Annotated in this window: 17 protein-coding genes and 2 tRNA genes; 2 read left to right on the forward strand and 17 right to left on the reverse strand. The window is 66.6% G+C overall.

Annotation, left to right across the window (positions count from 1 at the left end; translation table 11 throughout):
• Positions 1 to 27 precede the first annotated feature (27 nt).
• From E6C64_RS12160 to E6C64_RS12165, 3 genes are read right to left on the reverse strand one after another with little or no spacing between them, the layout of a single operon-like run.
• Positions 28 to 669, reverse strand: coding sequence for an anthranilate synthase component II (locus E6C64_RS12160; RefSeq protein WP_136427779.1), 642 nt, complete (start codon positions 667 to 669; stop codon positions 28 to 30).
• A 36-nt stretch (positions 670 to 705) separates the two neighbouring features.
• The gene (locus E6C64_RS19225; protein WP_199241031.1) at positions 706 to 864 is read right to left on the reverse strand and encodes a hypothetical protein; all 159 of its coding nucleotides are present in this window, start codon (positions 862 to 864) and stop codon (positions 706 to 708) included.
• Positions 864 to 1,694 (reverse strand): class E sortase, encoded by an 831-nt coding sequence (locus E6C64_RS12165; RefSeq protein ID WP_136427780.1) that lies wholly within the window; start codon positions 1,692 to 1,694, stop codon positions 864 to 866. Before E6C64_RS12165 ends, E6C64_RS19225 begins: the two co-directional genes overlap by 1 nt.
• A 155-nt stretch (positions 1,695 to 1,849) precedes the next feature.
• Here E6C64_RS12165 and E6C64_RS12170 point away from each other — a divergent pair, with 155 nt between their 5' ends.
• On the forward strand, positions 1,850 to 2,092 hold the full coding sequence (locus tag E6C64_RS12170) for a cell division protein CrgA (protein WP_136427781.1): 243 nt from the start codon (positions 1,850 to 1,852) through the stop codon (positions 2,090 to 2,092).
• Between the two features lie 87 nt (positions 2,093 to 2,179).
• On the opposite strand, the gene E6C64_RS12175 is transcribed toward E6C64_RS12170, so the two are convergent.
• Together E6C64_RS12175 and E6C64_RS12180 are read right to left on the reverse strand one after the other, a co-directional pair.
• On the reverse strand, positions 2,180 to 2,872 hold the full coding sequence (locus E6C64_RS12175) for a rhomboid family intramembrane serine protease (RefSeq protein WP_233255606.1): 693 nt from the start codon (positions 2,870 to 2,872) through the stop codon (positions 2,180 to 2,182).
• 4 nt (positions 2,873 to 2,876) lie between these two features.
• Positions 2,877 to 3,416, reverse strand: a complete 540-nt coding sequence (locus tag E6C64_RS12180; protein ID WP_136427782.1) for a peptidylprolyl isomerase — start codon at positions 3,414 to 3,416, stop codon at positions 2,877 to 2,879.
• 137 nt (positions 3,417 to 3,553) lie between these two features.
• Here E6C64_RS12180 and E6C64_RS12185 point away from each other — a divergent pair, with 137 nt between their 5' ends.
• Positions 3,554 to 4,165 (forward strand): hypothetical protein, encoded by a 612-nt coding sequence (locus E6C64_RS12185; RefSeq protein ID WP_136427783.1) that lies wholly within the window; start codon positions 3,554 to 3,556, stop codon positions 4,163 to 4,165.
• A gap of 86 nt (positions 4,166 to 4,251) precedes the next feature.
• On the opposite strand, the gene E6C64_RS12190 is transcribed toward E6C64_RS12185, so the two are convergent.
• The 12 genes from E6C64_RS12190 to dnaA all read right to left on the reverse strand — a co-directional run bounded on the left by E6C64_RS12190 (position 4,252) and on the right by dnaA (position 18,995).
• Positions 4,252 to 5,475, reverse strand: a complete 1,224-nt coding sequence (locus E6C64_RS12190; RefSeq protein ID WP_158437853.1) for an SdrD B-like domain-containing protein — start codon at positions 5,473 to 5,475, stop codon at positions 4,252 to 4,254.
• A 287-nt stretch (positions 5,476 to 5,762) separates the two neighbouring features.
• A complete protein-coding gene (locus E6C64_RS12195; RefSeq protein WP_136427785.1) occupies positions 5,763 to 6,959 on the reverse strand; it encodes an MFS transporter in 1,197 nt (398 codons plus the stop codon).
• Positions 6,960 to 7,023: 64 nt separating this feature from the next.
• Positions 7,024 to 7,096 (reverse strand) — tRNA-Ala (locus E6C64_RS12200).
• A gap of 43 nt (positions 7,097 to 7,139) precedes the next feature.
• Positions 7,140 to 7,213, reverse strand: a tRNA-Ile gene (locus E6C64_RS12205).
• A 103-nt stretch (positions 7,214 to 7,316) separates the two neighbouring features.
• The gene (locus E6C64_RS12210; protein ID WP_136427786.1) at positions 7,317 to 7,724 is read right to left on the reverse strand and encodes a DUF3566 domain-containing protein; all 408 of its coding nucleotides are present in this window, start codon (positions 7,722 to 7,724) and stop codon (positions 7,317 to 7,319) included.
• The gene (gyrA, locus tag E6C64_RS12215) at positions 7,717 to 10,335 is read right to left on the reverse strand and encodes a DNA gyrase subunit A (RefSeq protein ID WP_136427787.1); all 2,619 of its coding nucleotides are present in this window, start codon (positions 10,333 to 10,335) and stop codon (positions 7,717 to 7,719) included. Before gyrA ends, E6C64_RS12210 begins: the two co-directional genes overlap by 8 nt.
• A 91-nt stretch (positions 10,336 to 10,426) precedes the next feature.
• Entirely contained in the window at positions 10,427 to 12,439 is a 2,013-nt protein-coding gene (gene gyrB / locus E6C64_RS12220) for a DNA topoisomerase (ATP-hydrolyzing) subunit B (protein WP_136428679.1), read from the reverse strand.
• Between the two features lie 342 nt (positions 12,440 to 12,781).
• A complete protein-coding gene (locus E6C64_RS12225) occupies positions 12,782 to 13,285 on the reverse strand; it encodes a DciA family protein (protein ID WP_136427788.1) in 504 nt (167 codons plus the stop codon).
• Positions 13,278 to 14,552, reverse strand: a complete 1,275-nt coding sequence (gene recF / locus E6C64_RS12230; protein WP_136427789.1) for a DNA replication/repair protein RecF — start codon at positions 14,550 to 14,552, stop codon at positions 13,278 to 13,280. Before recF ends, E6C64_RS12225 begins: the two co-directional genes overlap by 8 nt.
• Positions 14,553 to 14,624: 72 nt before the next feature.
• On the reverse strand, positions 14,625 to 15,542 hold the full coding sequence (gene gnd / locus E6C64_RS12235; protein WP_136427790.1) for a phosphogluconate dehydrogenase (NAD(+)-dependent, decarboxylating): 918 nt from the start codon (positions 15,540 to 15,542) through the stop codon (positions 14,625 to 14,627).
• 71 nt (positions 15,543 to 15,613) lie between these two features.
• Positions 15,614 to 16,762 (reverse strand): DNA polymerase III subunit beta, encoded by a 1,149-nt coding sequence (gene dnaN, locus E6C64_RS12240; RefSeq protein WP_136427791.1) that lies wholly within the window; start codon positions 16,760 to 16,762, stop codon positions 15,614 to 15,616.
• A gap of 811 nt (positions 16,763 to 17,573) precedes the next feature.
• On the reverse strand, positions 17,574 to 18,995 hold the full coding sequence (gene dnaA, locus E6C64_RS12245) for a chromosomal replication initiator protein DnaA (RefSeq protein WP_136427792.1): 1,422 nt from the start codon (positions 18,993 to 18,995) through the stop codon (positions 17,574 to 17,576).
• Positions 18,996 to 19,147 lie beyond the last annotated feature (152 nt).

A 19,147-nucleotide genomic window follows, 5' to 3' on the forward strand; every position in this document is an offset into this window, starting at 1 on the left:
GGCTCGAACTGCCTCGACGGACTCGGGTCAGGGGCGGGTGGAGATCAGCGGATTGAGATTGCGGGCGCGCTCCGGAGCCTCTGCCAGGCCGACGGTGGCGAGCCAGTTGCCGAGCATCCGATAGCCGCCTTCGGTGAGCACCGATTCCGGATGGAACTGCACTCCGAAGACGGGCTTGCTGATGTGCCGCAGGCCCATGATCACGCCGCCCTTCGTGCGCGAGGTGACGACCAGGTCGCTCGGAACCGTGCCGTCGACGACTGCGAGCGAGTGGTACCTGGTGGCGGTGAACGTCGGCGAGACGCCGTCGTAGAACCCGCTGCCGTCGTGCTCGACCTCGGAGGTCTTGCCGTGCATGAGCTCTTCGGCATTGGTCACCGTTGCGCCGAGGGCTTCGGCGATGGCCTGGTGGCCGAGGCATACGCCGAGCAGCGGTGAACCGCTCGCGATCGCCCAGGTGACGATGGGGATCGAGATGCCCGCGTCCGACGGCTTGCCGGGTCCGGGCGAGAGCAGGACTCCGTCGTACTCACTGAGCCGCGCGGGGATGTCCTCGAGGGCGATGTCGTCGTTGCGCACCACATCGGTCTCCGCACCGAGCTGCTGCAGGTAGCCGTTGAGGGTGTAGACGAAGCTGTCGTAGTTGTCGATCACCAGGATCCGCGTCATGCGGTCGGGCTCCTCATCTTGCGCGTGCGGGGACGGCTATCCGGAGACCGTCACGTCCTGAGGATTGACGATACCGTCCACGACGGGGAAGACCCACGTCATCAGCGCTCCCACCACGACGGCGACCAGGATCACGAGGGTCAGAAGGCGGACCCAGAGGGGCCCAGGCAGGATCCGCCACAGTGCGGCGTACATCACTGCACCCCCGATGCCGCGACGATGTCCGCGACCACCGCGGGAGGTCCGGCCGAACGTGGCTGCCACGACTCGAAGACGCCGTAGGCGGCGACCCGTTCGGCTGTCGAGTAGAGCGGGTTGCAGGTCGTCAGAGTGATGATCCGATCCCCTGGTGTCGCGCCAGGATGCTGAGGAACGGGGGCGAGGACGTCGACGGCGGACGCGAGGACGTATTCCAGGTTCGTGAAGCGGTAGACGTACCAGCCGTCGGCCGTCTCGATCACGATGGGGTCTCCCACCTGCAACTGATCGATCAGGTGCATCCCGCCGCCATAAGCGCTGCGATGCGCGGCGATCGCGAAGTTGCCGACCTCTCCCGGCATCTGCGTGTCGTCATAGTGACCGATGCCCAGGCGAGTGCTGTTGAGCACGTCGGTGCTGGTGCCCTGGGCGATCGTGCGCACGTAGTCGCTGCCGAACCGCGGCACCCAGAGATTGCCGAGAACGTCGAGGTGATCGGGCGCCGACGCCACGACGGGCAGGCCGTAGTCGGGGGCGGCGGCAGCGGGTGAGGCAGGCTCCGCCGTCGGGGGACTGCTCGAGGACGGCTCGGATGCATCCCACTCACGGCTCAGATCGCGCGCCGCAGAGGTCTGCGACCCCGCGAGGATCGCGTCGTTCCACCACAGCTGCCAGGCGAGGAATAGCAGCACCACGACGCCGAGCGTGAGCAGGATCTCACCGAGGACGCCGACCACCGACGGCCGCGGACGGCGGTCGGGCGCTGCAGCTGCGGCAGGATCGGGCGCCTCCGCCGGTTCCACACCCGTGGAACTCCTGGCATGCATTCCCGCATCCTACGTCGGACGCCTTCGCCTGCCGGGAGCCGCACCACCGGACGGTGCACCAGTCGACTATCCACATCCTGTCCACAGGTTCTCCACCGGAGCTGACGGCCCTGCGAGCTGGGTAGAAGCGGACTCGAGCCTGTAAACTCTGCCGCATGGCCCGAGCCAAGCTGCGCACACCGACCCCTGCCGACGATCTCCGCACCGGGGCGGATGCGCCGAACCCGGTCTGGTTCAAGCCCGTCATGTTCGGCTTCATGCTGCTCGGACTCGCCTGGATCATCGTCTTCTACGTCAGCCAGGGAACCCTGCCGATCCCCGATCTGCAGAGCTGGAACATCCTCATCGGATTCGGGATCGCCTTTGTCGGCTTCCTCATGACCACCCGTTGGCGCTGAGGTCGCCCCGTCACCCCTCTGGGGATTACACCGGTGTAATTCTTCACACTGTGGAGGCGCCTGTGGATAACTTCGCCCGGCGGCGACCTAGAAGGTCAGGACCGACCGGAGCGCGGTGAGAACGATGAGCACGCCGACGACCGCCGCCAGGAGAGCGATCTGCTGGTTGCGCTGCGACCGGCGGGGCGTCTGCACCAGGATGAGCGCGACGACGCCTCCCGTGATGAGTCCCCCGACGTGGGCCTGCCAGGAGATCGAGGCCGTCACGAAGCTGAACACCAGGTTGATCCCGATGAGGATCACGAGGCCCGTGGTGTTGCCGCCGCTCTTGCGCGCGATGACGAAGAAGGTGGCGAGCAGGCCGTAGATCGCCCCGGATGCGCCGACGACCGGCTGCAGCGGCGAGGCGAGGAAGAGCACTGCCACGGAGCCGCCGAGCGTCGATATGAGGTAGAGCGCGACGAACTTGCCCGTTCCTATCAGCGATTCGACCTGACGGCCCATCAGCCAGAGGAAGAGCATGTTGAACAGGATGTGGAACGGACTGCTCGTCGAGTGCACGAGGGACACCGTGATCATCCGCCACGGCTCGAACGAGCCGAAGGCGGGGATGGAATATGCGCCCGCGTACTGCAGGGCGTTGGTGACCCCGAGACCGGGGATCAGCTGGAGCAGGAAGACCAGGAGCGTGATCGTGATGATCGCGTAGCTGGCCGACGGCGCCACCGAACGGCGGAGGCGACGGAGGCCTGCCGCCAGTCCGGTGCCGTAGTTGGACACGTCGTCAGGCGTCGGTGATGGTGACGCTCTTCAAGACCTGCTCCTCGCGCGGACGGTCGCGTCCGTCGGTCGGAACGGCTCCGAGAGCATCGACGATGGCACGCGACTCGTCATCCGCGACCTCGCCGAAGATCGTGTGCGCACCCTGCAGCCAGGTCGTCGGCGCAGTGGTGATGAAGAACTGGGAGCCGTTGGTTCCGCGGCCCCCGCGCTTGCCGGCGTTGGCCATGGCGAGGATGTAGGGCTGGGTGAAGTCGAGTTCGGGGTTGATCTCGTCGTCGAACTCGTAGCCGGGTCCGCCGGTGCCGGTGCCGAGCGGGTCGCCGCCCTGGATCATGAAGTTGGGGATGATGCGATGGAAGACGATGTTCGAGTACAGGGGTTCGGACTTCTTCTGCCCACTGGTGGGGTCGGTCCATTCGATGTCGCCCGTGGCGAGTCCGACGAAGTTCTTGACGGTCTTGGGTGCGTGGTTGCCGAAGAGGTTGACGCGGATATCGCCCTGCGTCGTGTGGAGGGTGGCGACCGCGGTGTGCTTGCTCATCCCCCGATTCTATTGGGCCCTCACAAACTGCCCAGGGCGCTCTCAGCGGTCTGGGTGGCAAGATGGAGCAACGTTCGTCCGCAGAGGGCGCCCACTGGCATACCTACGCCGCATCGGCGTCATATTGGAGGCATGAGATGAGTCTCACCCGCAAGCGCAAGAAAGAACTCAAGAAGCTCCGCGGCAGCGCTGAGGATCTCTGGCAGGAGCAGCAGGTCGTCCTCGACCGTGCTTCCGGAGTGTTCAAGGAGGCGTCTCGCCAGGCCACGCTGCTCGCGCAGGAGGAGGTCGTTCCCCGCGTGAAGACCACCTACGACGCGAAGCTCAAGCCGACGGTCGACAAGGGCTTCGTCTACGGACGCGCCGTCGCGAGCACGGCCAAGGACAAGGTCGTCGACGACGTCATCCCCGCTGCCGCAGCGGTGGTCGGTTCGGCACTGTCGGTGCTCGAGCTGACGAAGGACGTCCGCGCCAAGATCGAGGAGTCTGCAGGCAAGGCGGGCAAAACGATCGGGAAGACCTCGAAGAAGGTCGCCAAGGCGGCTGCTGCCGGGAAGATCGCCAAGAAGCTTGCACCGGCACCCAAGAAGACCGGTCCCGGCGTCGGCACGATCGTGCTGATCGTGCTCGGCGTGCTGACGCTCGCCGGCGTCGCATACGCCGCCTGGCAGACCTTCCGGGCCGACGACGACCTGTGGGTCGCCGACGATGAGCCCGAGGCAACCGGCACGGATACTCCGAAGGCCTGATCGCTTCAGTGTCAAACAGGAACTGCCCGCCTCTCCTCTCGGAGCGGCGGGCAGTTCTGTTAAGTGCTGGTTCGGCTGTGCGCGGACTACTCGGCAGTCGCGGCGCGGGCGAGCTGCGCGCGACGGGTGAAGAGCAGCGATCCGCCGAGCAGGAGCAGGATGGCCGCGATGCCCATCGGCAGCATCGGGTCGAACCCGGTGCTGGCCAGCGCAGCGCTGACGGAAAGCGCGACGCTCTGCACTCCACCGGAGCTCTGACCGATGGCGACCAGGGTGTGGCTTCCACCGCCGAGTGCGGCGAGCTGCGCAGCGCTCAGTGTGATCTGTGAGGTGCCGTTCGACACCGGGAAGGTTCCGATGAAGGTCGGGCTGGAGTAGGCGTAGACGTCGACGAACGAGTCTCCGGAGTTCCAACCGAGGTTTGCGGTGTAGGACTTCTCGGAGCTCAGCGATGCGGGCAGCCCAACGGTCGACGACGTGATCGGGGCTGCCTGGTGAGCGGTCAAGTAGGTGGAAAGACTCCCTGCGTCACTTGCTGGTGCACTCACCGGGGCTTTCTTGGCGGCCGTGACTGCGGTGTTCATGAGCGATCTCACTGTCGTGTCCGAGAAGCCGGCCTTAGTCGCGGTGGCGAAGAAGCTGAGGCTCTTGCCGACCAGCGCATCGGTGACCATCAGGGTACTTCCGGTCTGGTCGTCGATCGGGCCTCCCGACTCTCCCGCGCTGTAGCCCCACTGGTATGTGAAGGCCGCGCCTGCCGGGAATCCGCTGACCGTGCCGGTCAGTGTGCTCCCGACTGTGGCATCGCCCGTGATCGTCACGGATCCCGGCATCGGCGCCAGCTCGAGCGAGATCGCGGGCACAGAGACCGTGCTGCCGGTCGGGACCGTGAACGTCGGGGACGTGTAGGGGAAAGTGGAGGAACTGCTACCGGAAGCCACGACGTAGTAATCACCCGGGCTCAGGAAGATGAAGGAGTAGTTGCCGGCGGAGTCCGTCTGGATCGACTGGACGGTATTTCCGGACGAATTCATCAGAGTGACGGTGACGAGGTCTCCAGCGGCGGAGCCCGCGATCGTCGCCGTTCCGGTGGCGAATCCGAAGGACATGATCGGCATGATCATGGGCTGCACGATGATCGGGGTGATGGGGTCGGCGTGGGCCGGCGCTGCCAGCCCGAGTGCCGAGCCCGCCGCCAACGTCATCGCGATCCCGAGGCCTGCGATCCGTCGGGTCCGTCTGCCGGCCGGGTCGGAAGTTGCCGCGTGCGCGCCTCGATGCGCTGCGGTGGGGGTGATGGGGGAGGTCACGATGCGATCCATCTCTTGTTGGGGACAATTTGAGGAAGGGGGCTGCGAACGCCCTCTCCGCCGAGCGGCGGGAGGCTGTTCGGATTCCTCGCGTTCGGAACCTATGCGCCCGCCGGCAACTCGGGGGCGTCGCCGCGCAGGAGCTGCGTGCCCCCTCTGTACCCCCAGAAAGGGGCTTGTACCCCGGATGACTCAACGTTGGGGTGCAATACCGATTGCCTGATTAGTCCGAGGTTTCGTCTCCCGAAGCATCAATCGTCAATCGAGCTTGTCGATGGTCTGACGTCCTAACTCGGGACCTTCTCGGGGGCGTCGAACGCCCCCGCCGGTGGATACCAGAACAGGATCGCGGCGGAGACGAGCCAGCCCGCGGCGACGAAGAGCATCAGCGCGAACGCGCCGGACGAGGCGAAGATGCCGGCGACCCCCGCTCCTATCGCCTCGGTGCTGATCCGCAGGGCCGCGCCCACGGTGAAGACCTGAGAGCGGACCTCGGGCGGGCTCTCCTCCCGTCGGATCAGCAGGAGCGAGGCCACGGCCGGGGCGATCGTCAGCCCCGAGATGCCGACGGCGAGAAGAGTGGCGGGGTAGCCGATGTCGAAGGCGGCGATCGCGCTGAAGATGCCGGTGACGGCGAATCCGACGAGCATCACATGCTGGGGCTGCCACCGCGCGGTGGACCAGACGGAGCTCACCAGGGCACCTGCGAGCCCTCCGATGGCGAGAGCGGTGACGATCCAGCCGGCCGCCGCGATGCCGCCCGTGCGCTCGAGCGCGATGGCCACCGCCGCGACAGGGATCGCACCAGAGCCGAGCTGCGTGAGAGTGCCGGCGAGCGTCGCGTTCGCGAGCGGTCGGTGCCGGACGAGGTGCGTCAATCCCATCCGGACGTCGGTGAGGATCGAGACCGGCTCGGTTCGCAGGGGGCGGGCGGGGATGGGCATCGTCGCCATCACGGCGCTTCCGGCAGCTGCTCCGATCGCCAGGAGCCAGATGGCCCACTGCGACGAGCCGGCGGCGATCGCACCTGCAGCGATCGCGGGGCCTACGACACCGCCGACGTTGTAGGCAAGCGCGTCCTGTGCGTACGCATCGGCTGGTCGTCCAGGCATGATGTCGGCCGCGAAGCTGCTGAGCCCGCCCATGAACGCCGGGATGGTCGCGCCCGAGGCGAGCAGCGCGATGATCACCAGCCTCGCGGGAAGCGGGTCGAAGAAGCCGGTCATCACGAAGGCGACCGCGGTGATGAGACCTGAGACGACCATGAGGCGGCGCGGCGCTCGCGATCGGTCGAGGGCCACCCCGATCAGTGGAGCGGCGATCACGCTGGGTGCGAGCGAGGCGGCGACGAACAGCGCGCCAAGCGGGACGCTGTCCGCTCGGTCGACCGCGATGACGACGAGAGCGACCCGCGCGCCTTCTCCGGCCATCCGGAGGGGGATGGCCGCAGCGAGGTAGCGAAGCGCGGGCACGGAGAGAGGCATGTCCTCTGCCCTCCGTTCACGGTCTTAACGACTGAAGGACCGCTCGGAAGCGGTCCTTCAGTCGTGGAGACGAGGGGAATCGAACCCCTAACCCCCGCCTTGCAAAGGCGGTGCTCTGCCAATTGAGCTACGTCCCCGAAGCTCTCGCCCGACCTTCTGAGGAAGGGCGAGAGTCTTGCGTGGGCCCACCAGGACTTGAACCTGGGACCTCTTCGTTATCAGCGAAGCGCTCTAACCGCCTGAGCTATGGGCCCGTTTTGGCCAGATATGACCTTACCCCACCGAAGCGAGGGTGACGAAATCTGGACCGGTCGGGGAGCACGGGCGCGAGGCGCTCTGCTCGACCGCCGAGAGTGACTACTGGTTGGCGAAACCGACGAGCAGGCCGCCGGTGATCCGCACGCTGAGGTTGTAGAGCACCGTCGTGATCGCGCCGAGTGCGGTTCCGACGATCGTGTTCAGCACGGCCACGACCAGTGCGAAGCCGAGGACCTGCGCCAGACCGAAGGTGTCGAGCAGACTGAAGCTGTCATCACCCGAGACCTCGCCGATGACGTCGCTGAGTCGCGTGAAGATCCCGGTCTGGTTGAGCACCATCCAGACGAGGAAGGCGCCGACCACGAGCACGATGCCGAGGGCGACAGCGACGAGGAAGGACAGCTTCACCGCCGACCAGAAGTCGATGTAGACGAGCTTCAGGCGAACCTGCTTCGTCGCGGTCGGCCGCGAAGACTTCCGCGCCAACTTGTCGGCGACACTAGTCATCCTGTGCGACGTCCTCTCCATCGTCCCCGGTGCCAGTGGGCTCCACGTCAGCGGAATCGGTGCTGTCCGACTCTGCGCTGTCAGCGGGCGCGACGTCCGTCTCGACGTCGTCCACCTGGGCAGCGGACTCCGGAATCTCCGAAGCCGCCGTGTTGGCCTCTAGATTACGTTCAGAGTTCTTCGCAACCGCGATGATTTTGTCCTCGTCGGCAAATCGGGCGAAAACTACTCCCATCGTGTCGCGACCCTTGGCGGGCACCTCCGCGACAGCCGACCGCACGACCTTGCCTCCGGCGAGCACCACCAGGATCTCGTCGGACTCCTCCACCAGCAGCGCCCCGACCAGATCGCCGCGGGTCTCGTCGAGCTTGGCGACCTTGATGCCGAGCCCGCCGCGGTTCTGCACCCGGTACTGGTCGAGCGAGGTCCGCTTGGCGTAGCCGCCCTCGGTCACCACGAAGACGAACGCGGATTCGGTGTCGCCGGCGATCACGGACGCTCCGAGCAGCTGGTCGTCGCCGCGGAAGTGCATGCCGATGACTCCGGATGTGCTGCGACCCATGGGACGCATCGTGTCGTCGGTCGCCGTGAATCGGATCGACATGCCCTTGCGGGAGACCATGAGGACATCGGAGTCCTCGTCGACGAGCAGCGCCGAGACCAGCTCGTCGCCCTCGCGGAGGCTGAGCGCGATGATGCCGCCCGTGCGGTTGGTGTCGTACTCGGGGAGCGCCGTCTTCTTGACCAGGCCGCCACGGGTGGCGAGCACCAGGTACTGCGCCACGCTGTAATCGCGGATGTCGAGGACTTCGGCGATCTGCTCGTCGGGCTGCATGGCCAGCAGGTTGGCGACGTGCTGGCCCTTCGCATCGCGTCCGGCCTCCTGCACCTCGTACGCCTTGGCCCGGTAGACGCGGCCCTTGTTCGTGAAGAAGAGCAGCCAGTGGTGCGTCGTGGTGACGAAGAAGTGGTCGACGATGTCGTCGGCGCGCAGCTGCGCGCCGCGGACTCCACGCCCCCCGCGATGCTGGCTGCGGTAGTTGTCGGATCGAGTGCGCTTGATGTACCCGCCGCGGGTGATGGTGAGGACCATCTCCTCCTCGGGGATGAGGTCCTCGACGCTCATGTCGCCGTCGAAGCCGAACATGATCTCCGTGCGGCGATCGTCGCCGAACTTGTCGACGATCTCGCGCAGCTCGTCGGAGATGATCTGCCGCTGTCGGCCGGGCTTGGCCAGGATGTCCTTGTAGTCGGCGATCAGGCGCTCGAGCTCGGCGGCCTGCTCGATGATCTTCTGCCGCTCCAGCGCGGCGAGGCGGCGCAGCTGGAGGCTGAGGATCGCGTTGGCCTGCACCTCGTCGACCTCGAGCAGCTCCATGAGCCCCACGCGTGCGTCTTCGACCTCGGGCGAGCTTCGGATGAGCGCGAGCACCTCGTCGAGCATGTCGAGCGCCTTGAGATAGCCGCGGAGGATGTGGGCATCCGCCTCGGCCTTCCGCAGTCGGAACTCGGTGCGGCGGACGATGACCTCGACCTGGTGGTCGACCCACAGGCTGATGAAGCCGTCGATCGGCAGGGTGCGGGGCACACCGTCGACGATCGCCAGCATGTTGGCGCCGAAGTTCTCCTGCAGCTGGGTGTGCTTGTAGAGGTTGTTCAGCACGACCTTGGCGACCGCGTCGCGCTTGAGCACGATGACGAGGCGCTGGCCGGTGCGGCCCGAGCTCTCATCGCGGATGTCGGCGATGCCGGCGATGCGCTGATCCTTGACGAGCTCGGCGATCTTGATCGCGAGGTTGTCGGGATTGACCTGGTACGGCAACTCGGTGACGACGAGGCAGGTGCGACCCTGGATCTCCTCCACCGCGACGACGGAGCGCATCGTGATGGAGCCGCGGCCGGTGCGGTAGGCGTCCTGGATGCCCTTGACGCCGAGGATCTGCGCGCCGGTCGGGAAGTCTGGGCCCTTGATCCGGGCCAGGAGCGCTTCGAGGAGCTCCTCGCGATCGGCGTCGGGGTGCTCGAGCAGCCAGAGCGCGCCGTCGGCCACCTCGCGCAGGTTGTGGGGCGGGATGTTGGTGGCCATGCCGACCGCGATGCCGACGGAACCGTTGACGAGCAGGTTCGGGAACCGCGCCGGGAGCACCTTCGGCTCTTGGGTACGGCCGTCGTAGTTGTCCTGGAAGTCGACGGTGTCCTCGTCGATGTCCCGGACCATCTCGAGGGCGAGGGGTGCCATCTTGGTCTCGGTGTACCGGGAGGCGGCGGCCCCGTCATTGCCGGGAGAGCCGAAGTTGCCCTGGCCCAGTGCGAGCGGATAGCGCAGGCTCCACGGCTGGACGAGACGCACGAGGGCGTCGTAGATCGCGCTGTCGCCGTGGGGGTGGTACTGGCCCATGACCTCGCCCACCACGCGAGCGCACTTGCTGAACGCGCGGTCGGGGCGGTAGCCGCCGTCGAACATCGCATAGACGACCCGTCGGTGCACGGGCTTGAGGCCGTCGCGCACATCGGGCAGAGCTCGCCCGACGATCACGCTCATCGCGTAGTCGAGATAGGAGCGCTGCATCTCCAGCTGGAGGTCGACCGGCTCGATCTTGTCTGTTGCCATGGTTCAGGGTCCTTTTCAGAAGGAGCGGGTCACACGCTGACTCAGCCGGGCGTCGACTCGTCGCTTCGCGACGGCTCAGCCACCGAGAGCGTCAGATGTCCAGGAAGCGGACGTCCTTGGCGTTGCGCTGGATGAAGTTGCGGCGCGACTCGACGTCCTCGCCCATCAGGGTGGAGAAGGTCTCGTCTGCGGCGGCGGCATCGTCGAGCGTCACCTGGCGAAGGGTGCGCGTCTCGGGATCCATGGTGGTCTCCCACAGCTCCTTGTAGTCCATCTCGCCGAGGCCCTTGTAGCGCTGGATGCCGTTGTCCTTCGGAATCCGCTTGCCGTTGGCGAGGCCATGAGCCATCACCGCGTCCCGCTCGACATCGCTGTACACGTAGTCGTGCGACGAGTTGCTCCACTTGAGGCGGTAGAGCGGCGGCTGCGCGAGGTAGACGTAGCCGAGCTCGATCAGCGGCCGCATGTACCGGAAGAGCAGCGTCAGCAGCAGCGTGGTGATGTGCTGCCCGTCGACGTCGGCATCGGCCATCAGGATGATCTTGTGGTACCTGGCCTTGTCGCCGTTGAAGTCCTCCCCGATCCCGGTGCCGAAGGCGGTGATCATCGACTGGACCTCGAGGTTGGCGAGCGCGCGATCCAGGCGCGCCTTCTCCACGTTCAGGATCTTCCCGCGGAGCGGCAGGATCGCCTGGGTCAGCGGGTCACGGCCTGTGCCCGCAGAGCCGCCGGCCGAGTCGCCCTCGACGAGGAAGATCTCGGAGACCACCGGGTCCTTGCTCTGGCAGTCCTTGAGCTTTCCGGGCATGCCGCCGCCCTCGAGCAGGCCCTTGCGTCGCGCGGTCTCGCGCGCCTTGCGCGCCGCCATCCGCGCGGTCGCGGCCTGCAGCGCCTTGCGGATGATCTCGCGCGCCTGCAGCGGGTTGCGCTCGAACCAGTCGCCGAGGTGGTCGCTCGTGATGCGCTGCACGAAGGTCTTGGCCTCGGTGTTGCCCAGCTTGGTCTTCGTCTGGCCCTCGAACTGCGGCTCGCCGAGCTTCACCGAGATGACGGCGGTGAGGCCCTCGCGCACGTCGTCACCGGAGAGGTTGTCGTCCTTCTCCTTGAGGATGCTCTTCTCACGCGCGTACTTGTTGACGAGCGTCGTCAGTGCGGCGCGGAAGCCCTCTTCGTGGGTGCCGCCCTCGTGGGTGTTGATCGTGTTCGCGTAGGTGTGCACGCTCTCGGTGTAGGCGGTCGTCCACTGCATGGCGACCTCGAGCGAGATGCGTCGTTCGGTGTCCTCCGACTCGAAGGAGATGACCTCGTCGTTCACCAGGTCGGCCTTCTTGGCCGAGTTGAGATACTCGACGTAGTCGACGAGGCCACGCTGGTACAGGTAGACGTTGCGGTGGAACTCGGCCTTCTTCTCGGCGACATCGGCGTCGCCCGTCGCCTCGGCCTCGAGCTCTTCGCCCTCATCCGCTGCGACCACGCGCTCGTCGGTCAGCGCGATGGTGAGGCCCTTGTTGAGGAAGGCCATCTGCTGGAAGCGGGCGCGCAGCGTCTCGTAGTCGAATTCGACGGTCTCGAACGTCTCGGCGCTCGGCCAGAAGGTGATGGTCGTGCCGGTCTCGGAGGTCTCTTCGCCCATGGCGAGCGGTGCTTCGGGCACTCCGGAGTGGAAGCGCTGCCGGTAGACGTTGCCCTGGCGGCGCACCTCGACCTCGAGCTTGCTCGAGAGGGCGTTCACGACCGAGCTGCCGACGCCGTGCAGTCCGCCGGACACCGCGTATCCGCCGCCGCCGAACTTGCCGCCGGCGTGCAGGACCGTGAGGACCACCTCGACGGTGGACCGCTTCTCGACCGGGTGGATGTCGACGGGGATGCCTCGACCGTTGTCGACGACCCGCACCGCGCCGTCGGAGCGGATGGTGACGTCGATGTGGTCGCAGTGCCCGGCGAGCGCCTCGTCGACCGAGTTGTCGACGATCTCGTAGACGAGATGGTGCAGACCGCGGGGTCCGGTGGAGCCGATGTACATGCCCGGGCGCTTGCGCACCGCCTCGAGGCCTTCGAGCACCTGGATGTCGCTCGCGCCGTAGGTGTCCTTCGGCGTCGCCATGGTGGAGACATGAGGGGCCTCCTCGACGGGAGCATCCTCGACGAGGGAGCCATCCGGGGAGGAGCTGTCCGTCGGATCCGCCGTCTGGGGGTCTCCCTCGGTCGGAGCATCGCCGGGGGCGTGAGCCTCGGTCTGCGCGTCCGACTCGGAGTTCGAGGAATCAGGAATGGACTCTGAATCCGACTCCGGAACGGTCTCGTCCGAATTCGGCTCGCTGGTGTCAATCGTCATGCGTGAATGGGCTCCCGCCGGTCTCACAGAGTCTATCAAAACGGCGTGTCGCGTAGGCCGGAATCGGCGATCTGCGGGCCTTTTCTTCGACGATGGAGGAGTTTTGTCTCCTCAGCCGTAAGTATCGCGCGGGCCGCGCCCTGGAACCGATCTGGGGCCCCGTTTCCAGTTGGGGGTGCCGGGGCCGTTGAAGACGATGCTGCTGATGCCCGCCTCCGGATAGCGCTGGAGGATGCGCGTGACGATCTCGGTGCGCATCAGTCGGAGCTGGGTCGCCCATGCCGTCGCATCGCAGTCCACCTGCAGCACGCCGTCCACGACCGCGGTCGGCGTGGAGTGCTCTGCCGTCTCCGGTCCGGCGATCTCGTTCCATGCCGCGACCAGATCGCTCTGGGCCAGCGACTGCTCCCAGCCCATGGAGCGGGTGAGACCCGCAAGGGCATCTCCCACGGTCCCCGGGTCACGACCCGCCCCGAACGGCACCGATTCTCCGACTCCGGGCTGGCGGCGCTTCCGGCGAGGTCCGGGGCTGCGCGCGAGCTGACCGCCGAAGGAGACGCGGAAGCGCTGATAGACGGCACGCGCCTCGTCGATCACTCCGTCGTCATCACGCATCGGGCGTCTCCCGGACGATCGACGCGACATCCGCTGCTTCGACCTCGGGTAGGTCTGGGTCCGTGACGGCCGGCTCGGTGGCAGGCACGTCGTCGATGATCGTGGACTCGATCACCTCGCCAGCCCTGATCCGCACCAGATTGGTGCGAAGCTCCGGAGGGATGTCGTTCTCCACCGCGGCGGTGATGAGCACCTGCTCGTATCCGACGATGGCGGTGGCGAGACGCTGCCGACGGGGCTCGTCGAGCTCGGCGAACACATCGTCGAGGATCAGCACGGGGTCGCCGGCGGACGACTCCGCGCGCAGGAGCTCCGCCGAAGCGAGCTTGAGGGACAGCGCGAACGACCACGACTCGCCGTGGCTCGCATAGCCCTTGGCCGGGAGGCCGTTCAGCTCGAGCAGCAGATCGTCGCGGTGCGGTCCGACCAGAGTCAGCCCGCGTTCGAGCTCCCGACGACGGAGCCCGGCCAGCGCTGAGGTGAAGCGCGCGGTGAGCTCCTCGACGGGCATCCCGTCGTCGGCCCGCTCGCCTCCGGCATCCGCGTCGGCGTCGACGCTCGGATCGCTGGAGAGGATGCTGAGCTGTGACGCGAGCCTGGGACCATGATCGGAGCCGGCGATGGCGAGGTACGCGGCCGCCACACGGGGTCGCAGCGCTTCGACCAGGGCGAGTCGGGCGGCGATGATCTCCGCGCCGAGCGCGATGAGACGCTCGTCCCAGACGTCGAGCGTGGAGAGGCTGCCACCGCGCATGCTCTGCGCGCGAGCCGACTTGAGCAGGGTGTTGCGCTGTCGGAGCGCGCGGTCGTAGTCCGCGAGCACACCCGAGAGCCGCGGGGTGCGCAGCACGAGCAGCCCGTCGAGGAAGCGTCGTCGCCCACCGGGATCCCCGCGGACGAGCGCCAGATCCTCCGGCGCGAAGAGCACGCTCGAGAAGTAGCGCGGCAGTTCCCGGGTCTTGGCCGGAGATCGCGAGATCTGCGCCCGGTTCGCCCCCGACGCGTTGATCTGCAGCTCGACGAGGATCTCGCGCCCGTTGTGCGCGAGCAGCGCCCGCACGATGGCGGACTGCGCTCCGTGCCGGACGAGTGCCTGGTCCGTCGAGACCCGATGGGAGCCGAGACTGCTCAGGTAGCCCAGCGATTCGACGAGGTTGGTCTTGCCCTGGCCGTTGCTGCCGACGAACACGTTGACGCCGGGTACCAGGGCGACGTCGGCACTGACGTAGTTGCGGAAGTCAGCGAGGTTGAGATGCCGAACGCGCACAGCCCACCCCTTCGAGTCCGACCGAACGGTCCGTGCGGCTATCAGCGGATGATCGGCGCGGGCGCCGACCGATCAGTCGACCGCCTTGACCGAGTGGCCGCCGAACTGCTGACGCAGCGCCGCCACGGCCTTCATGGCGGGAGAGTCCTCCTGGCGGGAGACGAAGCGGGCGAAGATCGACGCCGAGATCGTGGGAACGGGCACCGCGTTGGCGATGGCCTCTTCGATCGTCCAGCGACCCTCGCCGGAATCCTCGACGTAGCCCTCGATGTTGTCGAACTCCGGGTCCTCCTCGAGCGCACGCACGAGCAGCTCGAGCAGCCAGGACCGGACGACGGTTCCGCGCTGCCAGGCCTTGAAGGTCCCCGTGACGTCCTTGATGATGTCCGAGCGGGTGTCGAGGAGCTCGTAGCCCTCGGCGTAGGCCTGCATCAGCGCGTACTCGATGCCGTTGTGCACCATCTTCGCGTAGTGGCCGGAGCCGACCTCGCCGACGTGGACGAAGCCCTCGGCGCGAGGGCCCTCGGGACGCAGCGCGTCGAAGATGGGCATCGCCCGCTCCACGCTCGCGGCCGTGCCGCCGACCATGAGGCCGTAGCCGTTGTCGAGGCCCCAGACACCGCCCGAGACACCGGCGTCCATGTAGTCGATGCCCGTCTCGGCCAGCTGCGCAGCATGCTTGAAGTCCTCGGTGAAACGGCTGTTGCCGCCGTCGATGACGAGGTCGCCCTTCTCGAGCACACCGGCCAGCTCGGTCACCACGGAGTCCGTGATCTTGCCGGCCGGGACCATCACCCAGACGATGCGGGGCGCCTGCAGCGCCGCCGACAGGTCGGCGAGGGTCGCGACGTCGGACACTGCCGGATTGGTGTCGTAGCCGACGACGTCGATGCCCGCTCGCTTGAGGCGCGAGCGCATGTTGTTGCCCATCTTGCCGAGCCCGACGAGTCCGATCTGCATGTTCTGGCTCTTCTCGTTCTGTGTCGTCATGGATGTGTCGTCAATGATCCGTCGCGAATATCCGTCGTCGCTGTGTCCAAGCGCTCCGGGGGTGGGACCGGTCAGCGCAGGAGCAGGTTGGGCTGCAGCAGGTACCTGTAGTCGTCGGTGCCGACCTTGTCCTTGCTGGCCTGACTCGTGATCAGAACGGGGCCCGGCTTGTTCGGGTTCTCGGTCTTGGTGAACGCGATGCGCACGAACTCAGAGTGCACGGCGCCGAGGCCGTCGAGCAGGAACTGCGGCTTCAGCGAGACGACCGTGTCGGTGCCCGACAGCAGCGCTTCGATGCTCTCGCGGGCCTGCGCGGCTTCGGAGCCGATCGCCTCGAGGGTGAGGCCGTCGAGGTCGAACGTGTAGCGCAGCGCCGCCTCACGCTCCAGCACCAGCTGGACGCGGCGGGTCGCCTCGACGAGCTCGCCCGTGTTGATCACCGCGTAGTTGTCCACGTTCTCGGGGAACAGGCGCTTGACCGGGGGGAAGTTGCCCTTGATCAGCAGCGAGGTGACGGTCTTCTTGTCGGCGCTGAAGGCGATGAGCTCACGGTCGTCGCTTCCGGTGATCGCGATGCTGATCGAACCGCTCGACCCGAAGGTCTTGCCGATCTCCTGCAGGGTGCGCGCGGGGACGAGAGCGGTGATGGGTGCGGCCGACGGGTCGGCGCTCTCCCATGGGATGCCCCGGACGGCGACGCGGTAGCGGTCGGTGGCGACGAGGCTGAGGCTGTCGGCCGTGATCTCGAGCTGCACGCCGGTGATCACAGGGGTGACGTCATCTCGCGACGCCGCGACGGCGACCTGGGCCACCGCCGTGGAGAACGCGTCGGCAGGAACCGTTCCGGTGACCGACGATACCTGCGGGAGGGTCGGGTACTCCTCGACGGGCATGCTCAGCAGCGTGAAGCGGGCGGAGCCCGCCTTCACCACGATGCGGGAATCCTCGGAGAAGACCTCGACCGGAGCGTTCGACGGGAGACGGTTGGCGATGTCGGCGAGCAGCCGGCCCGAGACGAGCGCGCGACCGGGCTCCGCGACATCGGCGATGATCTCGGTGCGTGCCGACACCTCGTAGTCGAAGGACGAGAGGGTCAGGCCGCCCTCGTGAGCCTCGAGCAGCACACCGCTGAGGATCGGAAGCGTCGTGCGCTGGGGCAGCAGCTTGACCGCGAACGACACGGCCTCGCTGAACACATCCCTGTTCGCCTGGAACTTCACTGCAACCCCTGTCTTGCGGATCTCTCGTGCGGATCGGTCGACCCGCTGATCGGTCGGTTCATGCTAGCGGGCTCGCTAGAGGCGTGCATCGGCCCGATCGGCTCCCCCAGAGCGTTATCGCCCTTCAGAGATAGATAGATAAAGACAATCTTCTTAACGGGTGTGGATGGTGTGAGTAACCGCCGCTCGCCCAGTCGTACGTAGGGAACTACAGGGGTGGAAGATGTGGGACGCCCGTGCGGAAAGTCATGGACCATGTCGAACCCCTCGTACGGGGGAGGAGCTGTTCCAACAGCTTCGATCGATCCATCAACAGCCCTGCGGCGTGTTCTCCCCGATCGCTCCCCAGGTTCTCCACACGGACGTCGCCGGCGGAGGCGCGACGGGCGGCCTCGATCGTCATGGTGCATGAGTCTGTGGAATGCCTTGGGGAATGAGCGATCGCCCGGCAGGGAATCGCCACGACGACCAGCCGGTTCAGTTTCCACAGGTGGGAAAGCTTGTGGATAGATCGGCGGTGGGTGTACTCGCGATGGCCCGGAGATGAATGCGCGATGTCCCCGCGTCTCGGGGCGCTGGCACCGTGTCAATGGGGATCAGGTGGCTTCCGACCGCCGCTCTGCCGGAGCACTGTCGTGCGGACAGAACACTCCCGTACACCGCAGTGTTCTGTCCGCACCGCAGTGTTCACCTGCGCCACAACGCACCCGTGCGGACAAAACGCGGTGGTGCCCGGACGCGTTCTGTCCACAGCACTGCGTTCTGTCCACAGCACCGCGTTCTGTCTCCACCTGTGCAAGGTGACCGACGATTACGTGCGGAAGCGGTGGTTCTGCTTGATCCGGCTGGTCAGCTCGGTGACCTGGTTGTAGATCGACCGGCGCTCCTTCATGAGCTCGCTGATCTTCTTGTTCGCGTACATGACCGTTGTGTGGTCGCGTCCGCCGAAGAGCTGACCGATCTTCGGCAGGGAGAGGTTGGTGAGCTCGCGACACAGGTACATCGCGATCTGACGGGAGGTGGCGATCGCCTGCGAGCGGGACGGTCCGTACAGGTCGTCCACCGAGAGCTTGAAGTAGTCCGCCACGCTGTTGATGATGTCGACGGGTGCGATGACGTTGTCCTCGTCGAGCGTGATCAGATCCTTGAGCACGGTCTGCACCAGCGCCATGTCCACCGGCGTGCGGTTGAGGCTCGCGAACGCCGTCACCCGGATCAGGGTGCCCTCGAGCTCGCGGATGTTGCTGGAGACCTTCGACGCCATGAACTCGAGGATGTCGTCGGGCACCTGCAGCTTGTCGTTCTGCGCGCGCTTGCGGAGGATCGCGATGCGGGTCTCGAGATCAGGGGCCTGGACATCGGTGATCAGCCCCCACTCGAAGCGGGATCTCATGCGGTCTTCGAATCCGGTCAGCTGCTTGGGCGGGAGGTCGCTCGTGATCACCAGCTGCTTGTTGTGATCGTGCAGCGTGTTGAAGGTGTGGAAGAAGGCCTCCTGAGTGGAGTCCTTCCCCTGCAGGAACTGGATGTCGTCGATCAGAAGCACGTCGACGTCGCGGTAGCGCGCCTGGAACAGCGCCGCCTTGTTCGTGGCGATGGAGTTGATGAAGTCGTTGGTGAACTCCTCCGAGCTCACGTATCGGACCCGCACCCCCGGGTAGAGCCGGGACGCGTAGTGGCCGATGGAGTGCAGCAGATGGGTCTTGCCGAGCCCGGACTCCCCATAGATGAACAGGGGGTTGTAGGCCTTCGCGGGCGCCTCGGAGACGGCGACCGCGGCGGCGTGGGCGAACCGATTGGATGCGCCGATGACGAAGCTGTCGAAGCTGTACTTCGGATTGAGGCGGGTGTCGCTGCGCGGTGCCGGCGCCGCGAATTCCGGGGGAGTCGTGGGAGCCGCGGGCTGGGCCGAGGAGGGCGTCGATGACTCGACTCCGACGCTGATGACGGCCTGCTGCTCGATCTCCGGATTGACGACGACAGCGAAGTTGCCGATCTCGTCCGCCGGGTCGATGCTCGCGAGCGCGTTCAGCAGAGGCACGCGGATCCGCTGCTCCAGCATTCCGCGAGTGAGATCGTTCGGCACCTCGAGATAGAGGGTCCCGCCCATCACTCCCTTGGGCACCACGAGCGCGAGGAAGCCGCTCAGCTGCGGTGTGATGCGCTCGTCGGAGGTGAGTGCATCGAGGACGGACTGCCAGATCTCTCTGGTTCGCCCCGCATCCTCTGCCATGTCGCCTCTGTGCCTCGAGTGTCGGGTGCTGCCGGTGGCTCCGGAGAGGCGGGCTTCGCGACTGCTGACACGAGGGTCCGGGTGTGCGGAATCCCCGGTCCGAAGGCTCGGGTGGGCCCAGATCTCGTAGGGAGCAGATCGGAGAAAGCCCT

This window comes from Naasia lichenicola, assembly GCF_004801885.1.
Classification (GTDB): domain Bacteria; phylum Actinomycetota; class Actinomycetes; order Actinomycetales; family Microbacteriaceae; genus Naasia; species Naasia lichenicola.

Excerpts from the sequence above, each read along its gene's own strand:
- E6C64_RS12160 (WP_136427779.1), bottom strand. The coding sequence starts at position 669 with ATGACGCGGATCCTGGTGATCGACAACTACGACAGCTTCGTCTACACC.
- E6C64_RS19225 (WP_199241031.1), bottom strand. The coding sequence starts at position 864 with ATGTACGCCGCACTGTGGCGGATCCTGCCTGGGCCCCTCTGGGTCCGC.
- E6C64_RS12165 (WP_136427780.1), bottom strand. The coding sequence starts at position 1,694 with ATGCATGCCAGGAGTTCCACGGGTGTGGAACCGGCGGAGGCGCCCGAT.
- E6C64_RS12170 (WP_136427781.1), top strand. The coding sequence starts at position 1,850 with ATGGCCCGAGCCAAGCTGCGCACACCGACCCCTGCCGACGATCTCCGC.
- E6C64_RS12180 (WP_136427782.1), bottom strand. The coding sequence starts at position 3,416 with ATGAGCAAGCACACCGCGGTCGCCACCCTCCACACGACGCAGGGCGAT.
- E6C64_RS12185 (WP_136427783.1), top strand. The coding sequence starts at position 3,554 with ATGAGTCTCACCCGCAAGCGCAAGAAAGAACTCAAGAAGCTCCGCGGC.
- E6C64_RS12195 (WP_136427785.1), bottom strand. The coding sequence starts at position 6,959 with ATGCCTCTCTCCGTGCCCGCGCTTCGCTACCTCGCTGCGGCCATCCCC.
- E6C64_RS12210 (WP_136427786.1), bottom strand. The coding sequence starts at position 7,724 with ATGACTAGTGTCGCCGACAAGTTGGCGCGGAAGTCTTCGCGGCCGACC.
- gyrA (WP_136427787.1), bottom strand. The coding sequence starts at position 10,335 with ATGGCAACAGACAAGATCGAGCCGGTCGACCTCCAGCTGGAGATGCAG.
- gyrB (WP_136428679.1), bottom strand. The coding sequence starts at position 12,439 with ATGGCGACGCCGAAGGACACCTACGGCGCGAGCGACATCCAGGTGCTC.
- E6C64_RS12225 (WP_136427788.1), bottom strand. The coding sequence starts at position 13,285 with ATGCGTGATGACGACGGAGTGATCGACGAGGCGCGTGCCGTCTATCAG.
- gnd (WP_136427790.1), bottom strand. The coding sequence starts at position 15,542 with ATGACGACACAGAACGAGAAGAGCCAGAACATGCAGATCGGACTCGTC.
- dnaA (WP_136427792.1), bottom strand. The coding sequence starts at position 18,995 with ATGGCAGAGGATGCGGGGCGAACCAGAGAGATCTGGCAGTCCGTCCTC.